The 16473-nt window shown below is 61.7% G+C and carries 14 protein-coding genes; 5 read left to right on the forward strand and 9 right to left on the reverse strand.

The genetic code is table 11. From position 1 onward, the window contains the following. Positions 1-9 precede the first annotated feature (9 nt). Positions 10-1677 carry a urocanate hydratase gene (hutU, locus tag A7Q26_RS08660; RefSeq protein ID WP_066859057.1) on the forward strand — a complete coding sequence of 556 codons (1668 nt, stop codon included), beginning with the start codon at positions 10-12 and terminating at the stop codon, positions 1675-1677. Between the two features lie 34 nt (positions 1678-1711). Here the strand turns inward: hutU and A7Q26_RS08665 are convergent, their stop codons facing one another. Continuing rightward, complete coding sequence (locus A7Q26_RS08665) at positions 1712-2833, reverse strand: MFS transporter (protein WP_066858975.1); 1122 nt, start codon at positions 2831-2833, stop codon at positions 1712-1714. 188 nt (positions 2834-3021) lie between these two features. Then, positions 3022-4536 (reverse strand): right-handed parallel beta-helix repeat-containing protein, encoded by a 1515-nt coding sequence (locus tag A7Q26_RS08670; protein WP_232313731.1) that lies wholly within the window; start codon positions 4534-4536, stop codon positions 3022-3024. 235 nt (positions 4537-4771) lie between these two features. Between A7Q26_RS08670 and A7Q26_RS08675 the strand changes: the two genes are divergently transcribed. Beyond that, positions 4772-5596 (forward strand): HoxN/HupN/NixA family nickel/cobalt transporter, encoded by an 825-nt coding sequence (locus A7Q26_RS08675; protein WP_066858977.1) that lies wholly within the window; start codon positions 4772-4774, stop codon positions 5594-5596. Here the strand turns inward: A7Q26_RS08675 and nikR are convergent. The 3 genes from nikR to A7Q26_RS08690 form a co-directional block, all read right to left on the reverse strand. Further along, positions 5576-6049, reverse strand: coding sequence for a nickel-responsive transcriptional regulator NikR (gene nikR, locus A7Q26_RS08680; RefSeq protein ID WP_066859058.1), 474 nt, complete (start codon positions 6047-6049; stop codon positions 5576-5578). The two genes, A7Q26_RS08675 and nikR, sit on opposite strands and share 21 nt — an antisense overlap. A gap of 106 nt (positions 6050-6155) precedes the next feature. Next, entirely contained in the window at positions 6156-6782 is a 627-nt protein-coding gene (gene fixJ / locus A7Q26_RS08685; RefSeq protein ID WP_066858978.1) for a response regulator FixJ, read from the reverse strand. Next, entirely contained in the window at positions 6779-7927 is a 1149-nt protein-coding gene (locus A7Q26_RS08690; RefSeq protein WP_066858979.1) for a sensor histidine kinase, read from the reverse strand. The genes fixJ and A7Q26_RS08690 overlap by 4 nt, the downstream gene beginning before the upstream one ends. A gap of 180 nt (positions 7928-8107) precedes the next feature. On the opposite strand from A7Q26_RS08690, the gene A7Q26_RS08695 reads away from it, so the two are divergent. Further along, positions 8108-8470 (forward strand): hypothetical protein, encoded by a 363-nt coding sequence (locus tag A7Q26_RS08695; protein WP_066858980.1) that lies wholly within the window; start codon positions 8108-8110, stop codon positions 8468-8470. A 67-nt stretch (positions 8471-8537) separates the two neighbouring features. On the opposite strand, the gene A7Q26_RS08700 is transcribed toward A7Q26_RS08695, so the two are convergent. Continuing rightward, positions 8538-9200, reverse strand: coding sequence for an OmpW/AlkL family protein (locus tag A7Q26_RS08700; protein ID WP_066858981.1), 663 nt, complete (start codon positions 9198-9200; stop codon positions 8538-8540). A gap of 625 nt (positions 9201-9825) precedes the next feature. Here A7Q26_RS08700 and A7Q26_RS08705 point away from each other — a divergent pair. Further along, positions 9826-10812 (forward strand): UbiA family prenyltransferase, encoded by a 987-nt coding sequence (locus A7Q26_RS08705; protein ID WP_066858982.1) that lies wholly within the window; start codon positions 9826-9828, stop codon positions 10810-10812. Between the two features lie 12 nt (positions 10813-10824). Beyond that, a complete protein-coding gene (locus A7Q26_RS08710; protein ID WP_198162879.1) occupies positions 10825-11523 on the forward strand; it encodes an HAD family hydrolase in 699 nt (232 codons plus the stop codon). 718 nt (positions 11524-12241) lie between these two features. Here the strand turns inward: A7Q26_RS08710 and A7Q26_RS08720 are convergent. Genes A7Q26_RS08720 through A7Q26_RS08730 form a run of 3 tightly spaced genes read right to left on the reverse strand, consistent with a single transcriptional unit; the run spans position 12242 to position 16208 of the window. Beyond that, positions 12242-12685 (reverse strand): hypothetical protein, encoded by a 444-nt coding sequence (locus tag A7Q26_RS08720; RefSeq protein ID WP_157102502.1) that lies wholly within the window; start codon positions 12683-12685, stop codon positions 12242-12244. A 49-nt stretch (positions 12686-12734) separates the two neighbouring features. Further along, positions 12735-15035 (reverse strand): GumC family protein, encoded by a 2301-nt coding sequence (locus A7Q26_RS08725; protein ID WP_066858985.1) that lies wholly within the window; start codon positions 15033-15035, stop codon positions 12735-12737. A gap of 24 nt (positions 15036-15059) precedes the next feature. Further along, positions 15060-16208, reverse strand: coding sequence for a hypothetical protein (locus tag A7Q26_RS08730; RefSeq protein ID WP_198162880.1), 1149 nt, complete (start codon positions 16206-16208; stop codon positions 15060-15062). Between the last annotated feature and the right edge of the window lie 265 nt (positions 16209-16473).

The following is a 16473-nucleotide window of genomic DNA, read 5'->3' on the forward strand; positions in this document are numbered from 1 at the left end:
GAGACTGACATGACCCGCCTCGACAATAGCCGCCTCATCAAGCCTGCAACCGGCACAGAGCTTTCGGCGAAAAGCTGGCTCACCGAAGCGCCGCTGCGGATGCTGATGAACAATCTTCATCCCGACGTCGCCGAACGGCCGGAGGAGCTGGTGGTCTATGGCGGCATCGGCCGCGCCGCGCGCGACTGGGAAAGCTATGACCGCATTGTCGATGCGCTGCGTCGGCTGGAGGATGACCAGACCCTTCTGGTCCAGTCGGGCAAGCCGGTCGGCATCTTCCGCACCCACGAAGATGCGCCCCGCGTCCTGATCGCCAACAGCAATCTGGTGCCCAAATGGGCGAACTGGGATCATTTCAACGAACTGGATCGGCGTGGCCTCGCCATGTACGGCCAGATGACGGCTGGCAGCTGGATCTATATCGGCACGCAGGGCATCGTTCAGGGCACCTACGAAACCTTTGTCGAAATGGGGCGGCAGCATCATGGCGGCGACCTGTCGGGGCGCTGGCTGCTGACGGCGGGGCTGGGCGGCATGGGCGGCGCGCAGCCGCTCGCGGCGGTGATGGCGGGCGCCTCTTGCCTTGCGATCGAATGCCAGCGCAGCCGCATCGAGATGCGGTTGCGCACCGGCTATCTGGATCGCGCGGCCGACACCATCGAGGAAGCGATGGCGATCATCGAGGAAAGCCGCGCGGCAAGGACGCCCATCTCGGTCGGCCTGTTGGGCAACGCGGCCGAAATCCTGCCGGAACTGTATCGCCGGGGTATTCGCCCAGACCTGTTGACCGACCAGACATCGGCACATGATCCGGTGAACGGCTATCTGCCTGCCGGCTGGACGGTGGCCGAGTGGGTCGAACGGCGCGAGCGCGAGCCTGAAGCGGTCGCGAAGGCGGCCAAGGCGTCCATGGCCGTGCATGTCCGCGCCATGCTCGATTTCCAGGCGGCCGGCGTGCCGACGGTGGATTATGGCAACAACATCCGGCAGGTTGCGAAGGATGAAGGCGTCTCAAATGCCTTCGATTTTCCCGGCTTCGTTCCGGCCTATATCCGCCCGCTCTTCTGCCGGGGCGTCGGTCCCTTCCGGTGGGCGGCGCTGTCGGGCGACCCCGAGGATATCTATCGCACCGACGCCAAGGTAAAGGAACTGTTGCCCGACAATGCCCATCTCCACCGCTGGCTCGACATGGCGCGGGAGAAGATCCGTTTCCAGGGCCTGCCCGCGCGCATCTGCTGGGTCGGGCTGGGCGACCGCCATCGCCTTGGTCTCGCCTTTAACGGCATGGTGGCGCGGGGGGAACTCAGCGCGCCGGTGGTGATCGGCCGCGACCATCTGGATAGCGGTTCGGTCGCCAGCCCCAACCGCGAGACAGAGGCGATGCGCGACGGTTCCGACGCCGTGTCCGACTGGCCCCTGCTCAATGCGCTCCTCAACACGGCCAGCGGCGCCACCTGGGTGTCTCTCCACCATGGCGGGGGCGTCGGCATGGGTTACTCGCAACATTCCGGCATGGTCATCGTGGCCGATGGGACGGACGCGGCGGCAAGGCGGCTGGAACGGGTACTGTGGAACGACCCCGCCACCGGCGTGATGCGTCATGCCGATGCCGGCTATCCCATCGCCCTGGATTGTGCGCGCGAAAAGGGGCTGGACTTGCCCGGCATCCTGCGCTGATCCGTCAGGCATACAGCGCCGGACATGACGCAGGTCAATGCCCGCGGGCCGTCTGCGGCGCAAAGCGCGCGACGATGGCGGTCAGGAATGCGAGCAGCAGGAAAGAGGTCGCAAGGCTGGCCCACTCCGCCAGGAAGCCGATCGCGGCCGGCCCTGTCAGCACCCCGGCGAAACCTATCGATCCAGCGGCGGTCAGCGCGAGATTCTGCGGCATGATCGTCTGCCGCCCGACGGCGCTGTAGAGCAACGGAACCACGTTCGCCAGACCGGCGCCTACCAGCGCGAAGCCGCCCACCGCAAGGGTCCAGTGCAGCGGCACGGTGGCGAGGATGAAGCCCGCCGCCGCGATCAACGGGCCGGACAGGAGCATATGGCGGTCGCCGAAGCGGCGGACGAGGCGATCGCCCATCAAGCGTCCGCCAGTCATCGTGATCGCAAAGGCGACATAGCCAAGGCCCGCCCGCGCCGCGTCCAGCCCGAAATGGTCGGACAGCAGGAGGGCGCTCCAGTCGAGCACCGAACCCTCCGCCATGAAGGTGATGAAACAGAGCAGGCCGATGACCAGGACAACGCCCCTCGGTCGGGCATAGGCCGGACCCTTGCCGCTTCGCTGGTCGGTGATGCGCGGCGTGGAGATCAGGACGCCCAGCAGGATGAGGGAGGCGACCACAACGATCGACAGATGGGGGGCGACGCCAGTTCCCATGAGCAGGCTCATCGTCCCGGCGCCGAAGATGCAGCCGACACTGTAGAAGCCATGGAAACCCGACATCAGTCGGCGGTCCAGCGCACGCTCGGTATAGATGGCGTGGAGGTTGCGAGCGCAGCTGATGAGGCCCAGCGCCACGCCCAGGGCAAACAAGGTCACGGACAGCATGAGGGCGGTCCGCACGATCGCCAGCATCGGGAGAATGGCTGCGATTGCACAGCCGGCGGTGGCGAACAACCGTCGGCAGCCGGTCTTGCCCACCAGCCAGCCCGCGAACGGCATGGTCGCCATCGATCCGGCGCCGAGGGCGAGCAGCGCCAGCCCCAGCCGTCCGGCATCCAGGCCGATCCGTTCCTGGACATGGGGGATTAGGGGCGCCCAGGAGGATATGGCATAGCCGGGAACCACGAATGCCAGGCGGGTCGATGTCAGGAGGCCGGGGCGCAATCTCGTTCTTCCAGCGGAATGAAACGCGCCGGTGCTGGCTTGCTGGCCATTGCCGATGCACATTGCCATCGGCCATCTGCAAAACTGCTCCGCAGGTCAAGGCCGGGAGACGCCATTACCGCCCGGAACAGTTTGATACTGGCAAAGTGCGTCGCGATCACCGGCGATGCGCGAGGCCGTCCCGCCGATCAGCGGCGCGCCTGGAAGAAGGCGCTGCGCTGCGGCTGGCGGAGCTTGACCGGTTCGCCCAGTTCGCGCTCCAGCATCGCCAGCATCCAGCTGCGGTGGCGGACGATGAAGTCGGCAAAGCCCTCCGGGCTGGCCGGATCGAACGTCGGCACCTGCCAGTCCGTCGCCTGCTCGGCATAGGCCGGCATCGGTCGATCCGCGCCGTCGTCGGGCAGGTCGACATGGCGGCCGAGATAGCTGTTGCCCTTGAAGCGGATGAACGTCGCCGGCGCGAAACCGGCCTTGATGAGATAATGGGGGCCATCGCGCCCGGCTTCGCTGCCATAACGGGCCGTGCCCGCGACCTGGAAGCGATTGTCATGGAAGCGCACGTCGCGCGCCCATCCGTCCCACTGTGTCGCCACCACCATCTGCACGTCCATGTCCGGGCCGACATGGACGACGTTCTTCTCGACCAGCGCCCCGGTCACATTGCCGGCCAGCTGGACGATGCGGCTGCCGTCGTTGCGGCTGACATTGAAGCGGGCGACAGTGCCGCGATTGCCCAGATTATCCTTGTCGTTGAGCCGGGGCGAACAGATGAGCAGGAAGCCGCCGGCATTATCGTGGCTGTAATTGTAGAGGATCGTCGTCCAACGCGAATTGAAATCGGAATCGAAGCCCTGCCCGTCATAACGGGTTTGCGTACGGGCCGCCTCATTGAGCTGGATCAGGCTGTTGTCGGTACTCCACTGCCAGATGCCCGCCACATAGCCCGGCGCGCGGCTGCCGGCATGGCGCACGATATTATGTTCGATCAGCGCCCCGTCCGTGCCGCGCGGGACGATGCCGTCGCCGCCGATATCCTCGACATAATTGTCGCGGATGACGACCTTTTCGCTCGGAAACCAGTTGTGCGCCGTCACCTGGTCGCTGATCCCCGCGATGCCCGAGCGGTCCACCCGCCAGATGATATTGCGTTCGATCGCCAGGTCATGGAAGCGGGTCGCGATGCGCGGCCCAAGGGCGCGAAAGACGATGCCGCCATTGTCCTTGCGCGCATTGGTGCCGCGCACGTCGTGGATATACATGCCATTGACACGGATGCCACGTGTGACGCCACGATCCTCGGCTGAAATCAGCACGCCGAACCGGGGCGCCGGAGCCGGCGCGTCGTTGGTGATCTCGATCCCGCTGATCGTCACATATTCGGCGTTGAGGATGGCGACGCCATATGGCGAGACGCCACCGACATCGATACGCGGCATCGGCCCCGGTCCCGTTGCGCCGATGCGGATCGGCGCGCCTGCGCGGCCGGATCGCGTGATGGTGAGCGGTTCCTTCCACGCCGATCCCGCCGCGAGCAGCAGCTGATCGCCGGGCTTGAGGGGAAAGTCGCGCACGCGCGCGAGTGAGCGCCAGGGCCGGGCTTCGGACAATCCGTCCGCCCGGTCATCGCCCGTGACCGAGTTGACATGATAGACTTCCGCGCTGGCCACGCCGGCTGATCCGGCCGCCAGCAGCAGAATCGCCAACCATTTCCAAAGCGCGCCGGACACTCGAGCCACTCGCAAAGCGTTATCGTTGGACAATATCCTGCGTCCCGACGACTGAATGCAAGATGAAACCGGGTCTGCCGACATGCGGTCATATGCGGGGTTGGGCGGCGATATACGTCATATGCCCCATCCTCCGGCACATCGCCCAGCGTATGAATATTTGGATCATTATTCATACGAGGTGGCAAGTGTACGGGAATGGCGGTCGGATATGACGGAAACGGCGATCCTGACCCTGCCCGCGCTCGCCCTGACGGCCCTTGCGCTCGGTGCGCGCCATGCGCTGGACGCGGATCATCTGTCGGTCATTGACGCGGTGGCGCGCCGGGACGCACTGACTCGGCCCTGGTCCGCGCGCCTTGCGGGCCTGTCCTTCTCGGTCGGCCATGTGCTGGTGGTCGCCGCCGCGGCCTGTCTCGCCAGCCTGTTCCTCGATTCCGGTGATGCGCCGCCTGCCTGGCTTGCAACCTCCGGCATCACCATCTCCGCTTCGGCGCTGATGCTGCTGGGCCTCGTCAACCTCCACGCGGCCTGGCGGCCACCATATCATGGGGCGACCGCCGTTACAGGCTGGAAGAGCCGCTGGGTCCGTCCCGCCGATCGTCATGGTTTGATCCTGCTGACCGGCGCGCTGTTCGCCATCTCGTTCGACACCATCGCCGTTGCGCTGGGCCTTGGTCTCTCAGGCAAGCTGCTGGGCGGATGGCCCTTTGCGCTGCTTGCCTGTCTCGCCTTCGGGATCGGCATGATACTGGTGGGCACCGCCAATGGCGCGCTGACGGTTCATCTGCTCCGGTCGGCCAGTCATCGGGCCGCCATCATGGCTCGGGCGATGACGGCCGTGATCGGCTTCATCAATCTTGCCCTCGGCCTGCTCGCCGTCGCCGCATTGCTGCTGCCGCGACTGGATGCCTGGCGCGAAAATCATGGCCTGACGACCAGTGGCGCGGTCATCGGCCTGTGTCTGGCCGTATTTGCGGGCGCGGCGTTGCTCTGCCGGTCGCGCCCGGTCCGGTCATTTGCCGCGCGGGGATAGATGGGCATGGCCATGATGGTCGTGCGATCCGGGCTGGTCATGATGATCGTCCGTTTCCACGTCCAGCAGGTTGATGGTGCCGAACCGCACCCCGCGTTCGGCCCGGATGCGATCGGCGAAGTCCCGGACCGCGTCCGTCGGTCCCTTCAGCATCACGCTTTCCAGGCTATGATCATGGTCCAGCCGCACCAGCATGGTTGCGGCGACCAGATCATGATGGGCATGTTGCAGATCGGCCAGCCGCTGTGGCAGCGACCGCACCCGACGGTCGAACACATAGGAAAGGTTGGCGACGCAGTGCGCGCTCTGGCTGTTTTCCTGCCGCCAGCGCTCGATCGCGTCGCGCAGCATGTCGCGCATCGCCTCCGACCGGCTCTGATAGGCACGCTCGCCGATCATGCGGTCCAGCGCCTCCGCCAGATGATCGTCGATCGAGATGGTAATGCGTTGCATGGTGCCGGTGCCTTTGGGAAGGATGTCCATCCTGTCTGGCGAGGCGGCGCCCCGCCGTCAAACCGGCAGGCACGGGCGCGATGCTATAGGGCAAATATTACCCGGGTCAGCCGGGATTGTCCTGCGCCACCCCGGCGTGGAAGGCGATGCGCAGGGCTTCAGCGAGGCTCTTCACCTCCAGCTTCTGCATCAGGTTGGCGCGATGGATTTCGACGGTGCGGGGGCTGATGCCCAGATCATAGGCGATGGTCTTGTTCGGTAGACCCTCCACCAGCCCGTTCAGCACGTCGCGTTCCCGGTCGGTCAGGATGTTGAGCCGCGCCTGCGCCTCCTGCGCCTGGGCACTCGCGCCGCGTGCCGCGACCGATTGCTTGCGCGCAGCCTCGATGCAGGCGAGCAAGGCAGCCTTCTCGAAAGGCTTTTCGATGAAGTCGCTGGCGCCGGCCTTCATCGCCGCCACTGCCATGTCGACGTCGCCATGGCCGGTCATGATGACCACGGGCAGCATCACGCCGCGTGCACGCAGTTCACGCTGGACATCCAGTCCATCCATGTCGGGCATCCGCACGTCCAGCAGCACGCAGCCCGGTTCCAGTCCGCCCGCCGCCTTCAGGAAGGGCAGGCCGCCCTCGAACAGGGTCACGGAAAAGCCGCTGGTCCGCAGCAGGAAGGACAGCGACCGGCGGATCGCCTCGTCATCGTCGACGACATAGATGGGATAGGCTTCGCTCATTCTTCGTCCGCGCGGTCCAGGGTGAAATGAAAGGCAGCACCACCCCATTGGGAGGGCGTCGCCCAGATGCGGCCGCCATGGCCTTCGACGATGGTCTGGCTGATCGACAGGCCAACGCCCATCCCGGTCGCCTTGCTGGTCGTGAACGGGGTAAAGAGCGTGTGCGACATGTCGGGATCAAGGCCGGGGCCGGAGTCCGCCACGATCACCTCCACCCGGTCATCCTCGGCCGGGACGGCGGTCAGGCGCAGGATGCGGACCGGGCTGTGCTGCATCGCCTCGACCGCGTTGCGCACCAGGTTGATGATGACCTGCTGCAATTGCACCCGGTTGACCAGCACCTTATCGATGCGCCTGTCGACGCTGACGTCCATGTCGATGCCGCGACTGTCCGCGCCGATGAAGGCGAGCGCGGCCCCCTCCGCCAGCAATGTGCGGAGGGGTTCGGGCTGGCGGACGGTTTCGCCGCGCCTGATGAACTCGCGCAGCGACCGGATGATCTCGCCCGCGCGCAGCGCCTGGCCGGCGCTCTCCGTCATCGCCTCGCCCAGCATCTCGCGATCGACCTCGCCTGGCGCGGCCAGCAGGTCGCGACCCGCCTCCATATAGTTGGCGATGGCGGTCAGCGGCTGGTTCAGTTCATGCGCCAGCGCCGACGCCAGCGTTCCCATCGCCGTCACCCGGCTGGCATGGGCCAGTTCGGCCTGAAGGTCCGCGACCCGCCTTTCGGCCTGCTGCCGCTCGGTCAGGTCGCGGATGAAACCCGTGAACAGCCTTTGTCCCTGGTCCTGCACTTCGCCCACCGACAATTCGATCGGAAAGGTCGATCCGTCCCGCCGCCGCGCGGCCGTCAGCCGACCGATGCCGATGATCTTCTTTTCGCCGGTGCCCAGATAATGGCTGATATAGCCGTCGTGCCGCTCCCGGTCGGGGGAGGGCATCAGCATGGAGATATTTTCGCCCAGCACATCGCTTTCGGCATATTGGAACATGCGCTGCGCCGCCGCGCTGAACGACACGATCCGCCCGCGCATGTCGATGACGATCAGGGCGTCGGGCACCGTCGCCAGAATCGATCCCAGCAGCGCCTGTTCCAGGCTATGCGCGTCGGTCAGCGCCTCTGTGTCGTCATCCGCTACCGCCATGGGCCGACCATGCCGTTCTTTCCCGGCGCCAGCAAGAGCGTCCCCCCGAGGGGGCAGGCGTGGGGGGTGGAAGGGATGTTCGTCGGGATCATTCGGATCCGGTTAGGCGTGCCACCGTCAAGGGACCATCCGGGATAGTCCTTATAGCGTTCGCGGCCCGCGCGTCCGATGTAACGAACCATGACGTGGACCACGATACGCCTTGAACTTGCACGCACACCGGGCTTTCCCAATGGTTCTGCGGCGCGCAGCTATGTGATGCGGCTGCCGCTCGGTGTGGATGGCCTGATCGACGAGGGCGAATTTCGTCACCATCCCGAATATGCGACGGTGCGCCGGTTCTGGCCCAATGAGCCGGATCGTCATGGCTATCTGCTGCGGACCGCCGATGGCTGGGCGCTGTCTTATGCGCCGGGGAGCGAGGACGACGAAAATCTTTTTCGCCTGGATGCACACGCCATCCAGTCCGGCAGTTATCTGACCCTGACAGAACCCGATGGCGAGCGTTTGCCCTTCGTGGTCAAGGCGCTCGCAGCGGCCTGAACTCCCTTTCTTCGTTTCCGAGAACCGGAAGGCGGGGGCATCTGTCGAGATGCCCCCGCCTCCTGGCTCACAGGCGGAAGCCGATACCGACGCCGAAGACAAGCGGGTCCAGATCGACGCGCACCTTCTGTACGCCGGCCGCCGTGGTGGACAGACGGGCGGTGGTGTCGATGTCGATATATTTGACGTCCAGGTTCAGGAACATACTGTCGTTGAGGTCGATGTCGACGCCTGCCTGAGCCGCCCAGCCGAAGCTGTCGGACATGTGCACCCTGGTGTCGCCTACTGCGCCCTCCAGCGCGCTCGACGGCTTTTCATTGTAGAAGACGGTATAGTTGACGCCTGCGCCGACATAGGGGCGAATCTTCCCCTCCGGCATGAAATGATATTGTGCCGTCAGCGTCGGCGGCAGCACCCACGTCGATGCCAGCTTGCCCAGCGATCCCGTCGTGCCGGTCCGGCCGCTCGCCGAATGTTTGGTGGTTGCGGCGATCAGTTCGAAACCAATATGGTCGGTGGCCATATAGGTGAAGTCGATTTCCGGCATCACGGAATTGTCGATGCTGACCTTCTCGCCGGGGAAGGCGGGCAGCACGCTGCCGCTCTTCTCGTTGGGCGCGACGAGGATGCCGCGCAGGCGAACAAGCACATCGCCCTGCCTGGCCTGGGCGGGCGAGGCCAGCGCGGCCGTTATCGCGGTGGCGCTCAGTAACAGGCCTTTGATATACATGATGGAGTCTCCTTCCCTTTCGTTGGCGACCCCGCTTTGCGCGTCCGTCCGATGGATGGCATTGATCCCGCGCAAGCTGCAATTTGACCTCGCGCAATGCAGCGATGACCAGCGCGTGCGAAGCAATGGCCATGTGGATTTGTCGCTGATCGGCGCATCATGACGGGTCGCATCATCAAATCTGCGTCGCCCAGCCAAAACCGATGCCTTGTCAATGATTTCGTACAAACCGTCGCATGGCCAACGACATGATTATTCATCGCCGCAATCCAGCTCTTCCCTCGCCGCATCACAAGGGCAGGAAGCAAGCCGAAAATTATGAGACACGGACTCCGCCAGGAACGGCAACGCGCTCTTTTTTGCAGCGTTATTACAGTTTTCTGGGAGCTGCCTCTCCCAATCGATCGCTCCGGCACCTGCTCTGCATGGCTGTCTATTGATGACTACCCGTAAGGGTTGCGGCGCTGCCCATTTGAACCCGCCGCCCCACTGGCGAGCGGCGGATGGCTGTGGCACTTCTTCATTGTATTGCGCAAGATCGCCGGACAGCGAGCCGCGCTCGCGTCCTGACGGATCGTCGCGAATGGAACCACGAATCTGAAATGGCCGGAAGGGACAGAGACACATGATCAACCAGTCCGACGTCAATCCAGCAGCCTTGGCGTCCCAGGCTTCGGTGCAGGACTATCTGGCAATCGCGCGCTTCGATCACATGACGAAGCATGTCTTTATTGTGCCTGGGATCGTGCTTGCTTACGCCCTGCATCAGGGTTTCGCGCAGCTTTCGGTCGAGAGGCTCTTACTGGGATTTGCCAGTGCAATCCTGATCGCATCGGCAAATTATGTGATCAACGAATGGCTGGATCGGTCGTCCGATGCCTACCATCCGGTAAAGTCGCAACGCACCGCCGTCCATCGTTCGCTCTCGCCGATCTTGGTTTATTCCGAATATCTCGCGCTTTTGCTCTTCGGGCTGCTGCTGGGTTATCAACTCGGGATATTGTTCTTCACTGCATCGGTCGCGTTCGGTATCTCCGGTATCACCTATAATATCGAGCCGATCCGGACAAAGGACAAGGCCTATCTGGATGTCATCAGCGAATCGGTGAACAACCCAATTCGTCTAATTCTTGGCTGGGCCATGGTAGATCCCCATACTTTGCCTCCGGCTAGCCTGTTCATCGCTTATTGGGCGGGGGGCGCATTCCTGATGGGCGCCAAGCGCCTGAGCGAATATCGTGATGTCGTTGCCGGGCAGGGTGTTGAAACGCTACACCGCTACCGGAAGTCGTTTCGAAACTATTCGGACGAGAGCCTTACCGTATCCTGTTTCCTCTATGCGATGCTTTCCGGGTTCTTCATCGCGGTGTTCCTGATCAAATATCGTATCGAATATATTGTTGCCTTTCCGTTCATCGCCGGACTGTTCGCGATCTATATGTGGCTAGCTTTGCGACAAGGGTCGGTCGCGCAGCGACCCGAGCGCCTGTTTCGTTCGCGTCGATTGCTGGCCACGGTTGGTTTGGCTGTTCTGTCGGTAGCTTTTGCAACCGTTGTCGACCTTCCCTGGTTGAACTCGCTGTCGCAGCCCTCGCTCATCCACGTAGACTGATCGGGCGAGATTGTGGCGACACAGCTTTCGGTCCCGCTCGACTGGAGTGCGGTTGAACTTGTGGTCTTCGACATGGATGGGACACTTTATGACCAGAAGCGTCTTCGACTACGGATGCTGGTGGCATTATTGCGGGATGCCATTGCCCGGCGGAGTTTCGACACATTGCTTACATTGCGAGCCTTCCGTCATTGTCGCGAAGCATTGGCCGAAAGTTCGTCGGAAAATTTCCTGATCGCGCAATATGCAATTCCAGCGGTTCGACGCGGCTGTACCGCAGAAACGGTGCGCGCGCTTGTAACCGAATGGATGGAAGAGCGGCCGCTGAAGATGCTCAATTCCTGCCGGCGACCTGGAGTCGAGCAACTTTTTACGGCGCTTGCAAGCGCGGGCAAGCGGATTGCAATCCTGTCCGACTACCCGGCAGCGGATAAACTGGCCGCGTTGGGCCTTGCCGCCGATTTCGTGGTTGCAGCCACTGACCCCGATGTGGGACGCCTTAAGCCCGATCCGACCGGTCTCCACAAGCTGCTGCAAATGGCCGGCGTAGCTCCCGATCGGGTGGTGCTGATTGGGGATCGCGTCGATCGTGACGGAGCCGTCGCAGCGCGAGCAAATATACGCGCGCTGATTCTATCGCGTGGTGGCAAGAGCGATGCCAATCAGTTTGCCTCCTTCTCGGATGCGCTGTTTCAACCGCTGTTTGCGTAAATGTGGCATGCTGCCTGCTGGAAGGACATCGAGATAAGGCTTTTCCGCAGGCGCATTGATCAGCAGGTATCACAGTGTAGCGGCGCAGTCTCCCAATGGATCGGCCAGCGTAGAAAGGCTCAGATCCACGCCTTCCCGGACATGCAGAACACGCTGGTGATTAAGGGGTTGATGCGCGCCGAACGTCTCGCATAGCAGCATCACCAGGAAGCTGGGGCCGAAGCGCCTCCGGGGGGCGTGACATAACATGACATGACATGACATGACATGGCGTCTGCGACCGGGTGATCTGGCAGGAGCAGTCCTCCCGCACGGGACCACATTCCTCTGGCGCGACATGAGAGCGAGCGTCTCGGTGTTATCCTTGCCCAGGTTGCACAGCCGGTCCGAGTTGCAACAGGGGCCAGTCTCGGCTGCGGCGGCGACAACGCGCTCGCGCAGCAAAATGCTCGGGCAAGGGCTTGTGCGCGGGCCGATTCCGTTCAAATGGCGAAGCATCGGCCCTCGACGCTGCAAGCGGGGCTGGCGCCTCGGATTCGATGGCGGCGGCTTCGCCTCTCAAAGGCCAGCTCCATCGGATCAATCCAATGGCGCGGATGCTCGATGCCTTTGACATGCCGCGACCTTTATACCGAATGCCTCTTTCGCATTACGTCTGTTCATTGGCAGACCATACATCGGAATGAGGGAAGTTTCGGCGAGCAGGTCATCCCGAATGTCACAGGCTGCGGGCTGTTTCCACTCCGCCGGTCGTATGTTGCGATCGTGTCTTCGATGGCGCGGACAGTCCGATCAGCATCACTCCGAAAACGATAGCGCCAACACCAACGAGTTTGCTCGCGGTCATCGCTTCGCCCAGAACAAAATGACTGGAGGTCACGGTGATGACCAGGCCCAAACCTACAAAGGGATACGCAATCGAGAGTTCAACATGGGCTAGAACGAGCAACCAAATGACGGCACTCAATACGAAACAGGTGAGCCCGCATATCACCAACGGTGAAGTTGCGACGACAATCGCTGCGCGAAAAGGCGGCAGGTCGTTTTGGGTGAGGGCGCGCTGTACGATTTCGCCCGACATTCCTATCTTGAGGATCAACTGAGCGGCCGCCGCCAAGAGGACGCTGGCTAATACCAGTCCCATCAACATCAGCTTTGCCAAAGTTCCATTCCTTTCTCGTCACCCATGTCGGTTCGGACTATGGTAGCCCTTAGCTGTGCTGCCGGCCCAGGCGTAACCAAGGCTTCGCTATCTTCTCCGGTTGAATATAATATCCGCCGCCATAGCGCGAAGCATGATCGATCGCATCGCCATAGGCACGCCTTGCGTGCTCAGTATAGTCGACGCCATTGATGACTACACCCATTAGCTCGTTGCCGAAGATATCGACCGCAGTGGCGGCTGCGCTCGGATCCGTCACCCCCCAACGGATGACAAGAATGGCGCTGTCGGCAATCGAGGTAAGAGTCTTTGCATCGCGAACTGGAATTATTGGAGGCGCATTGAGCGCGACCAGATCGAAGCGATTCCTCAACTCTTCTATCAGAGCGCGCAAACGGGGCGATTCAAGCAGCCCGCGCGGATCCACAACTTTCTGGCGGATACTTATCGTTGAAAAGCCATGCTCCCCATCGACCAGCAGTTCGTCCAGGTTCGCATGATCGCCCAAGAACGCGATCAGATCCGCTCCAGCGCTGGCGTCGTCATCCGCTTGGTTTCCAGGTCGGCGCATGTCCAGGTCGACGACAATGGCGCGTCGTCCGAGAGAAGCGGCGGCGGCGGCTAGTGCTGCAGAAATTGTCGACTTCCCGTCGTCGGGCACGGGTGAAGTAATCACCACCACTTGCGACCCGGGCTGGGTTCGCCTCGTCTCCAGTTCGATCACCAGATTCCGCATCGCTTCCGAGAACAGGCTTCTAGGCTGATGCGTGATCATCTCAGCGGGCGGAAGCTTGCGCATCTCCTGCGAAAGCAGTGGCACCATCGCCAAAGTCGGGAGGTTCAGAAGTCTCTGAACCTGGTCAGCGTTGCGGATGCGATCGTCAACGGCCTCCGCTGCCAGAGCGAGGATGACGGCAAAGGCGAGGGCCGAAATCAACGCAACAGCAAGGATCTGCTTGGTCTGCGGGAAGCTTGCGCTGTCCGGTAGCCATGCGCGAGAAACGATCGAGATATCGGCGTCTTTTGATTGACGTTCGCTTTCCCGCTTCAAACGCTCCAGGAGGGACTGATATAGCGTCCTGGTCGCAGCGGCTTCGCGTTCCAAGCTTTGCAGATTGACGTTCGATAGGCGAGCCTGAATCGTGCTCCCGCTGACCAAGCCGACTTCACGGCTCAAAGCAGATTCACGAGCCATCGCTGCAGCAGTCAGGGCTGCGGCCTCCTGCCGCTCAGCTGTTTGGACACGGGCGGTTTCCACTGATATGCGACGACGGATTTCGCTCAATTGAGATACGCTCGCCACAACCTCGGGATGAGCGCTGCCGTAGTTGACTTCCAGTTCCAGAAGGCGCCGAGCTACGGTAGCTTCCTGGCCACGCAAGCTCTCCAACAGCGCGGAGGAGGCGCTGACAGCGCTACCCCGGCCATTTTGTTGATTGTCGATAGCAGCGCGATCGGCGCGCGCTTGTGCCAGCGCTATACTGGCTTGGCTGAGTTGCGACTGTTGCATCCCCGCGGGGTCTTCAGCGATGAGACCATGGCTAGCGCGATATTGTGCGATGGCGGTTTCCGTTTCGCGCAGTTGGCGATCGAGGGCTGTCACACGCTCGGTCAGCCATTTGTGTGATGCTTCATCAGCATCGTCTTGACCTTCGGTCACCCCCTTGATGTATGTCTGTGCCACACGATTGGCGAGCATCCGTGCGAGCATTGGATCCTCAGACTTGACGGATATGTCGACAAGATTGGAATCGCCGACACGATCCACGGACAAGTTGCTGAGGAATTTTCCCGTTACATTTTCAATTAACTTCTGCTGCGCTTCCTCTATCGCGTCCTTGTCATTCAAGGATACTTTAGGCTCATTTTGGCTCGAACGCGCTGGCCCAAACCAGTTGGAGATGCTGTCAATCAGGCCCGGCTTTTCCGAGTTAGGCGCAAATTCTTCGATATCCTGCAGGCCCGCAGACTTGACGACCTGTCGCGCCAGCGACCGGGACTGGAGCAGACGGACCCTTGTCGCAATGCGGGCAGCCTCATTGGGCGGTGCGGTGATTGGGGTGTCGCCTTGTTGGTCTACACTGGCCTGCTCCAACAACGGCTTGACCAATACCGTAGTCGTGGCTTCATAGATCGGCGTGATCCGCATCAGTGCAATTATGGTTATCGCCATAATCACGGCTATTGTTGACACGATGATACGCCGACGCCTGCGCAGCAAGCGGATAAAGTCTGTCAGACCGGAGTAAATTGGCGCAGTCGCCGAGAGCCGCTCGGTCTCATTATTTGACGAAAACCGTTCAAGAGGCTTGGCCTCTTGAGTCCATGTGCTCATGGAACGACTGGCCATGACGAACTACTCCTAGCTTACGTCTTACGGTTGTTTGGACATGCCTGCTCCGGCAAAATAGCGGAGTGGCGCGGTGGGTGGCGCAGAGGGCGTCCGATCATATGCTGAATGTTCATCTTCGGGCGGGCGAACGCCTGGACGTTGCCGTGAAACATTCGCGATGGCGCCAAGCAGAAACAGCGGCACGACGAACATCATAATCCGACCGAGATTGTACTGGACGTCAAGCGCCAAGGCGAAGAGGAAAAGGGCGGCTACGACACCGACATCGCAACCATAGACTATCGGATTACGATCCCGACTGAGGCTCGCCCACCACATCAGCAAGAGAAGCATCACTGGCCAGAGATTCTGATAAACTCCCTTGGGGTTAGCCAGATGGCGAACGGAACTGGCGATCGCCGAAAAATAAGTGCTCGGATCTCGCTGATTTTCAAGCCCAGGGAGAGCGAGGGCCAGCACCAAGACGGCATAGGCCGCAAGCGCGATCGCGGCAAAGCCTGCCATCAAGAAATGGGCCTTGCGATGCTCCGGAACCATTAGTGCCCGGAAGCCAGCGCAAAGGAGCGCGATCAGCGCCACCTTCTCGTTCACGACGGTGCCCAGTATGACCACTATGGCAAAAAGCGCGACCTTGCGCTCAATCATAGCGATGGCTGTGATCATGAGCAGCGGCGTCGCTATCCCGTCCGCCGAGCCCATGCCAAGGTAGCGGGTGAGCATAAGAAATACGAGCGCAGCGGAAAAAGCCCATCCCAACGGTACATCGCGCCGTTGCGTGAGATACAGCGTCGCGAGAACCGCCGAAAGCGAAGCATATACCGCGTTGGCCGCGCACATCGCCTGCAACGCCTTGGCATATTCCGGTGTTGTATTAACCAGCGGATGCGAAATGCCTTCGCCGGAAAACAAAACGAGCGGCAGATGGTAGAATGGTGCGGCCATGATCACCGAACCTAATCGGTATACATGAGGACTCGGTGGAAGTTCGCCCCCCGGTTCTCCCAGAAACCACAACAGGTATCGCGAGTAGTTATCGAACGACATGGTGCCATAATAGGCGGTCCTGTAGGCGTCGAAGAACATCGGCAGAACAACGGCTGCGAGAATGGCCGTCAAGAAGATCGGGGTTAATAGCCTGCGATGCGCGTCCGTCGGATTTTTGCTCCACATAGTCCGGCAACCCCTAGGCGAGCGCTTCAGAGCGGACGCCAAAGGTCTGCCTGAATCGGTCAAGCGAGAAGCTGGGACTCTGGGATATGGCGGTCACGGAAAGGCCTCCGTCTTTGGAACTTGTTCGTAATTTTGTATCGCAGCGCTTCCCGATCCCCATGCGCAATTCCGGGTGAACTTGACCCCTTTGGATGATGGCTATGGCACTTTGGATAGTTTCTGGAATAGTTCTTCCGATCCTCGCGCCATCCGCAATGATAGGCCT

The organism is Sphingobium sp. TCM1 (assembly GCF_001650725.1).
Taxonomy (GTDB): Bacteria; Pseudomonadota; Alphaproteobacteria; order Sphingomonadales; family Sphingomonadaceae; genus Sphingobium.

Excerpts from the sequence above, each read along its gene's own strand:
- A7Q26_RS08700 (WP_066858981.1), bottom strand. The coding sequence starts at position 9,200 with ATGTATATCAAAGGCCTGTTACTGAGCGCCACCGCGATAACGGCCGCG.
- A7Q26_RS08695 (WP_066858980.1), top strand. The coding sequence starts at position 8,108 with ATGACGTGGACCACGATACGCCTTGAACTTGCACGCACACCGGGCTTT.
- A7Q26_RS08690 (WP_066858979.1), bottom strand. The coding sequence starts at position 7,927 with ATGGCGGTAGCGGATGACGACACAGAGGCGCTGACCGACGCGCATAGC.
- A7Q26_RS08675 (WP_066858977.1), top strand. The coding sequence starts at position 4,772 with ATGACGGAAACGGCGATCCTGACCCTGCCCGCGCTCGCCCTGACGGCC.
- A7Q26_RS08725 (WP_066858985.1), bottom strand. The coding sequence starts at position 15,035 with ATGGCCAGTCGTTCCATGAGCACATGGACTCAAGAGGCCAAGCCTCTT.
- fixJ (WP_066858978.1), bottom strand. The coding sequence starts at position 6,782 with ATGAGCGAAGCCTATCCCATCTATGTCGTCGACGATGACGAGGCGATC.
- A7Q26_RS08730 (WP_198162880.1), bottom strand. The coding sequence starts at position 16,208 with ATGTGGAGCAAAAATCCGACGGACGCGCATCGCAGGCTATTAACCCCG.
- A7Q26_RS08705 (WP_066858982.1), top strand. The coding sequence starts at position 9,826 with ATGATCAACCAGTCCGACGTCAATCCAGCAGCCTTGGCGTCCCAGGCT.
- hutU (WP_066859057.1), top strand. The coding sequence starts at position 10 with ATGACCCGCCTCGACAATAGCCGCCTCATCAAGCCTGCAACCGGCACA.
- nikR (WP_066859058.1), bottom strand. The coding sequence starts at position 6,049 with ATGCAACGCATTACCATCTCGATCGACGATCATCTGGCGGAGGCGCTG.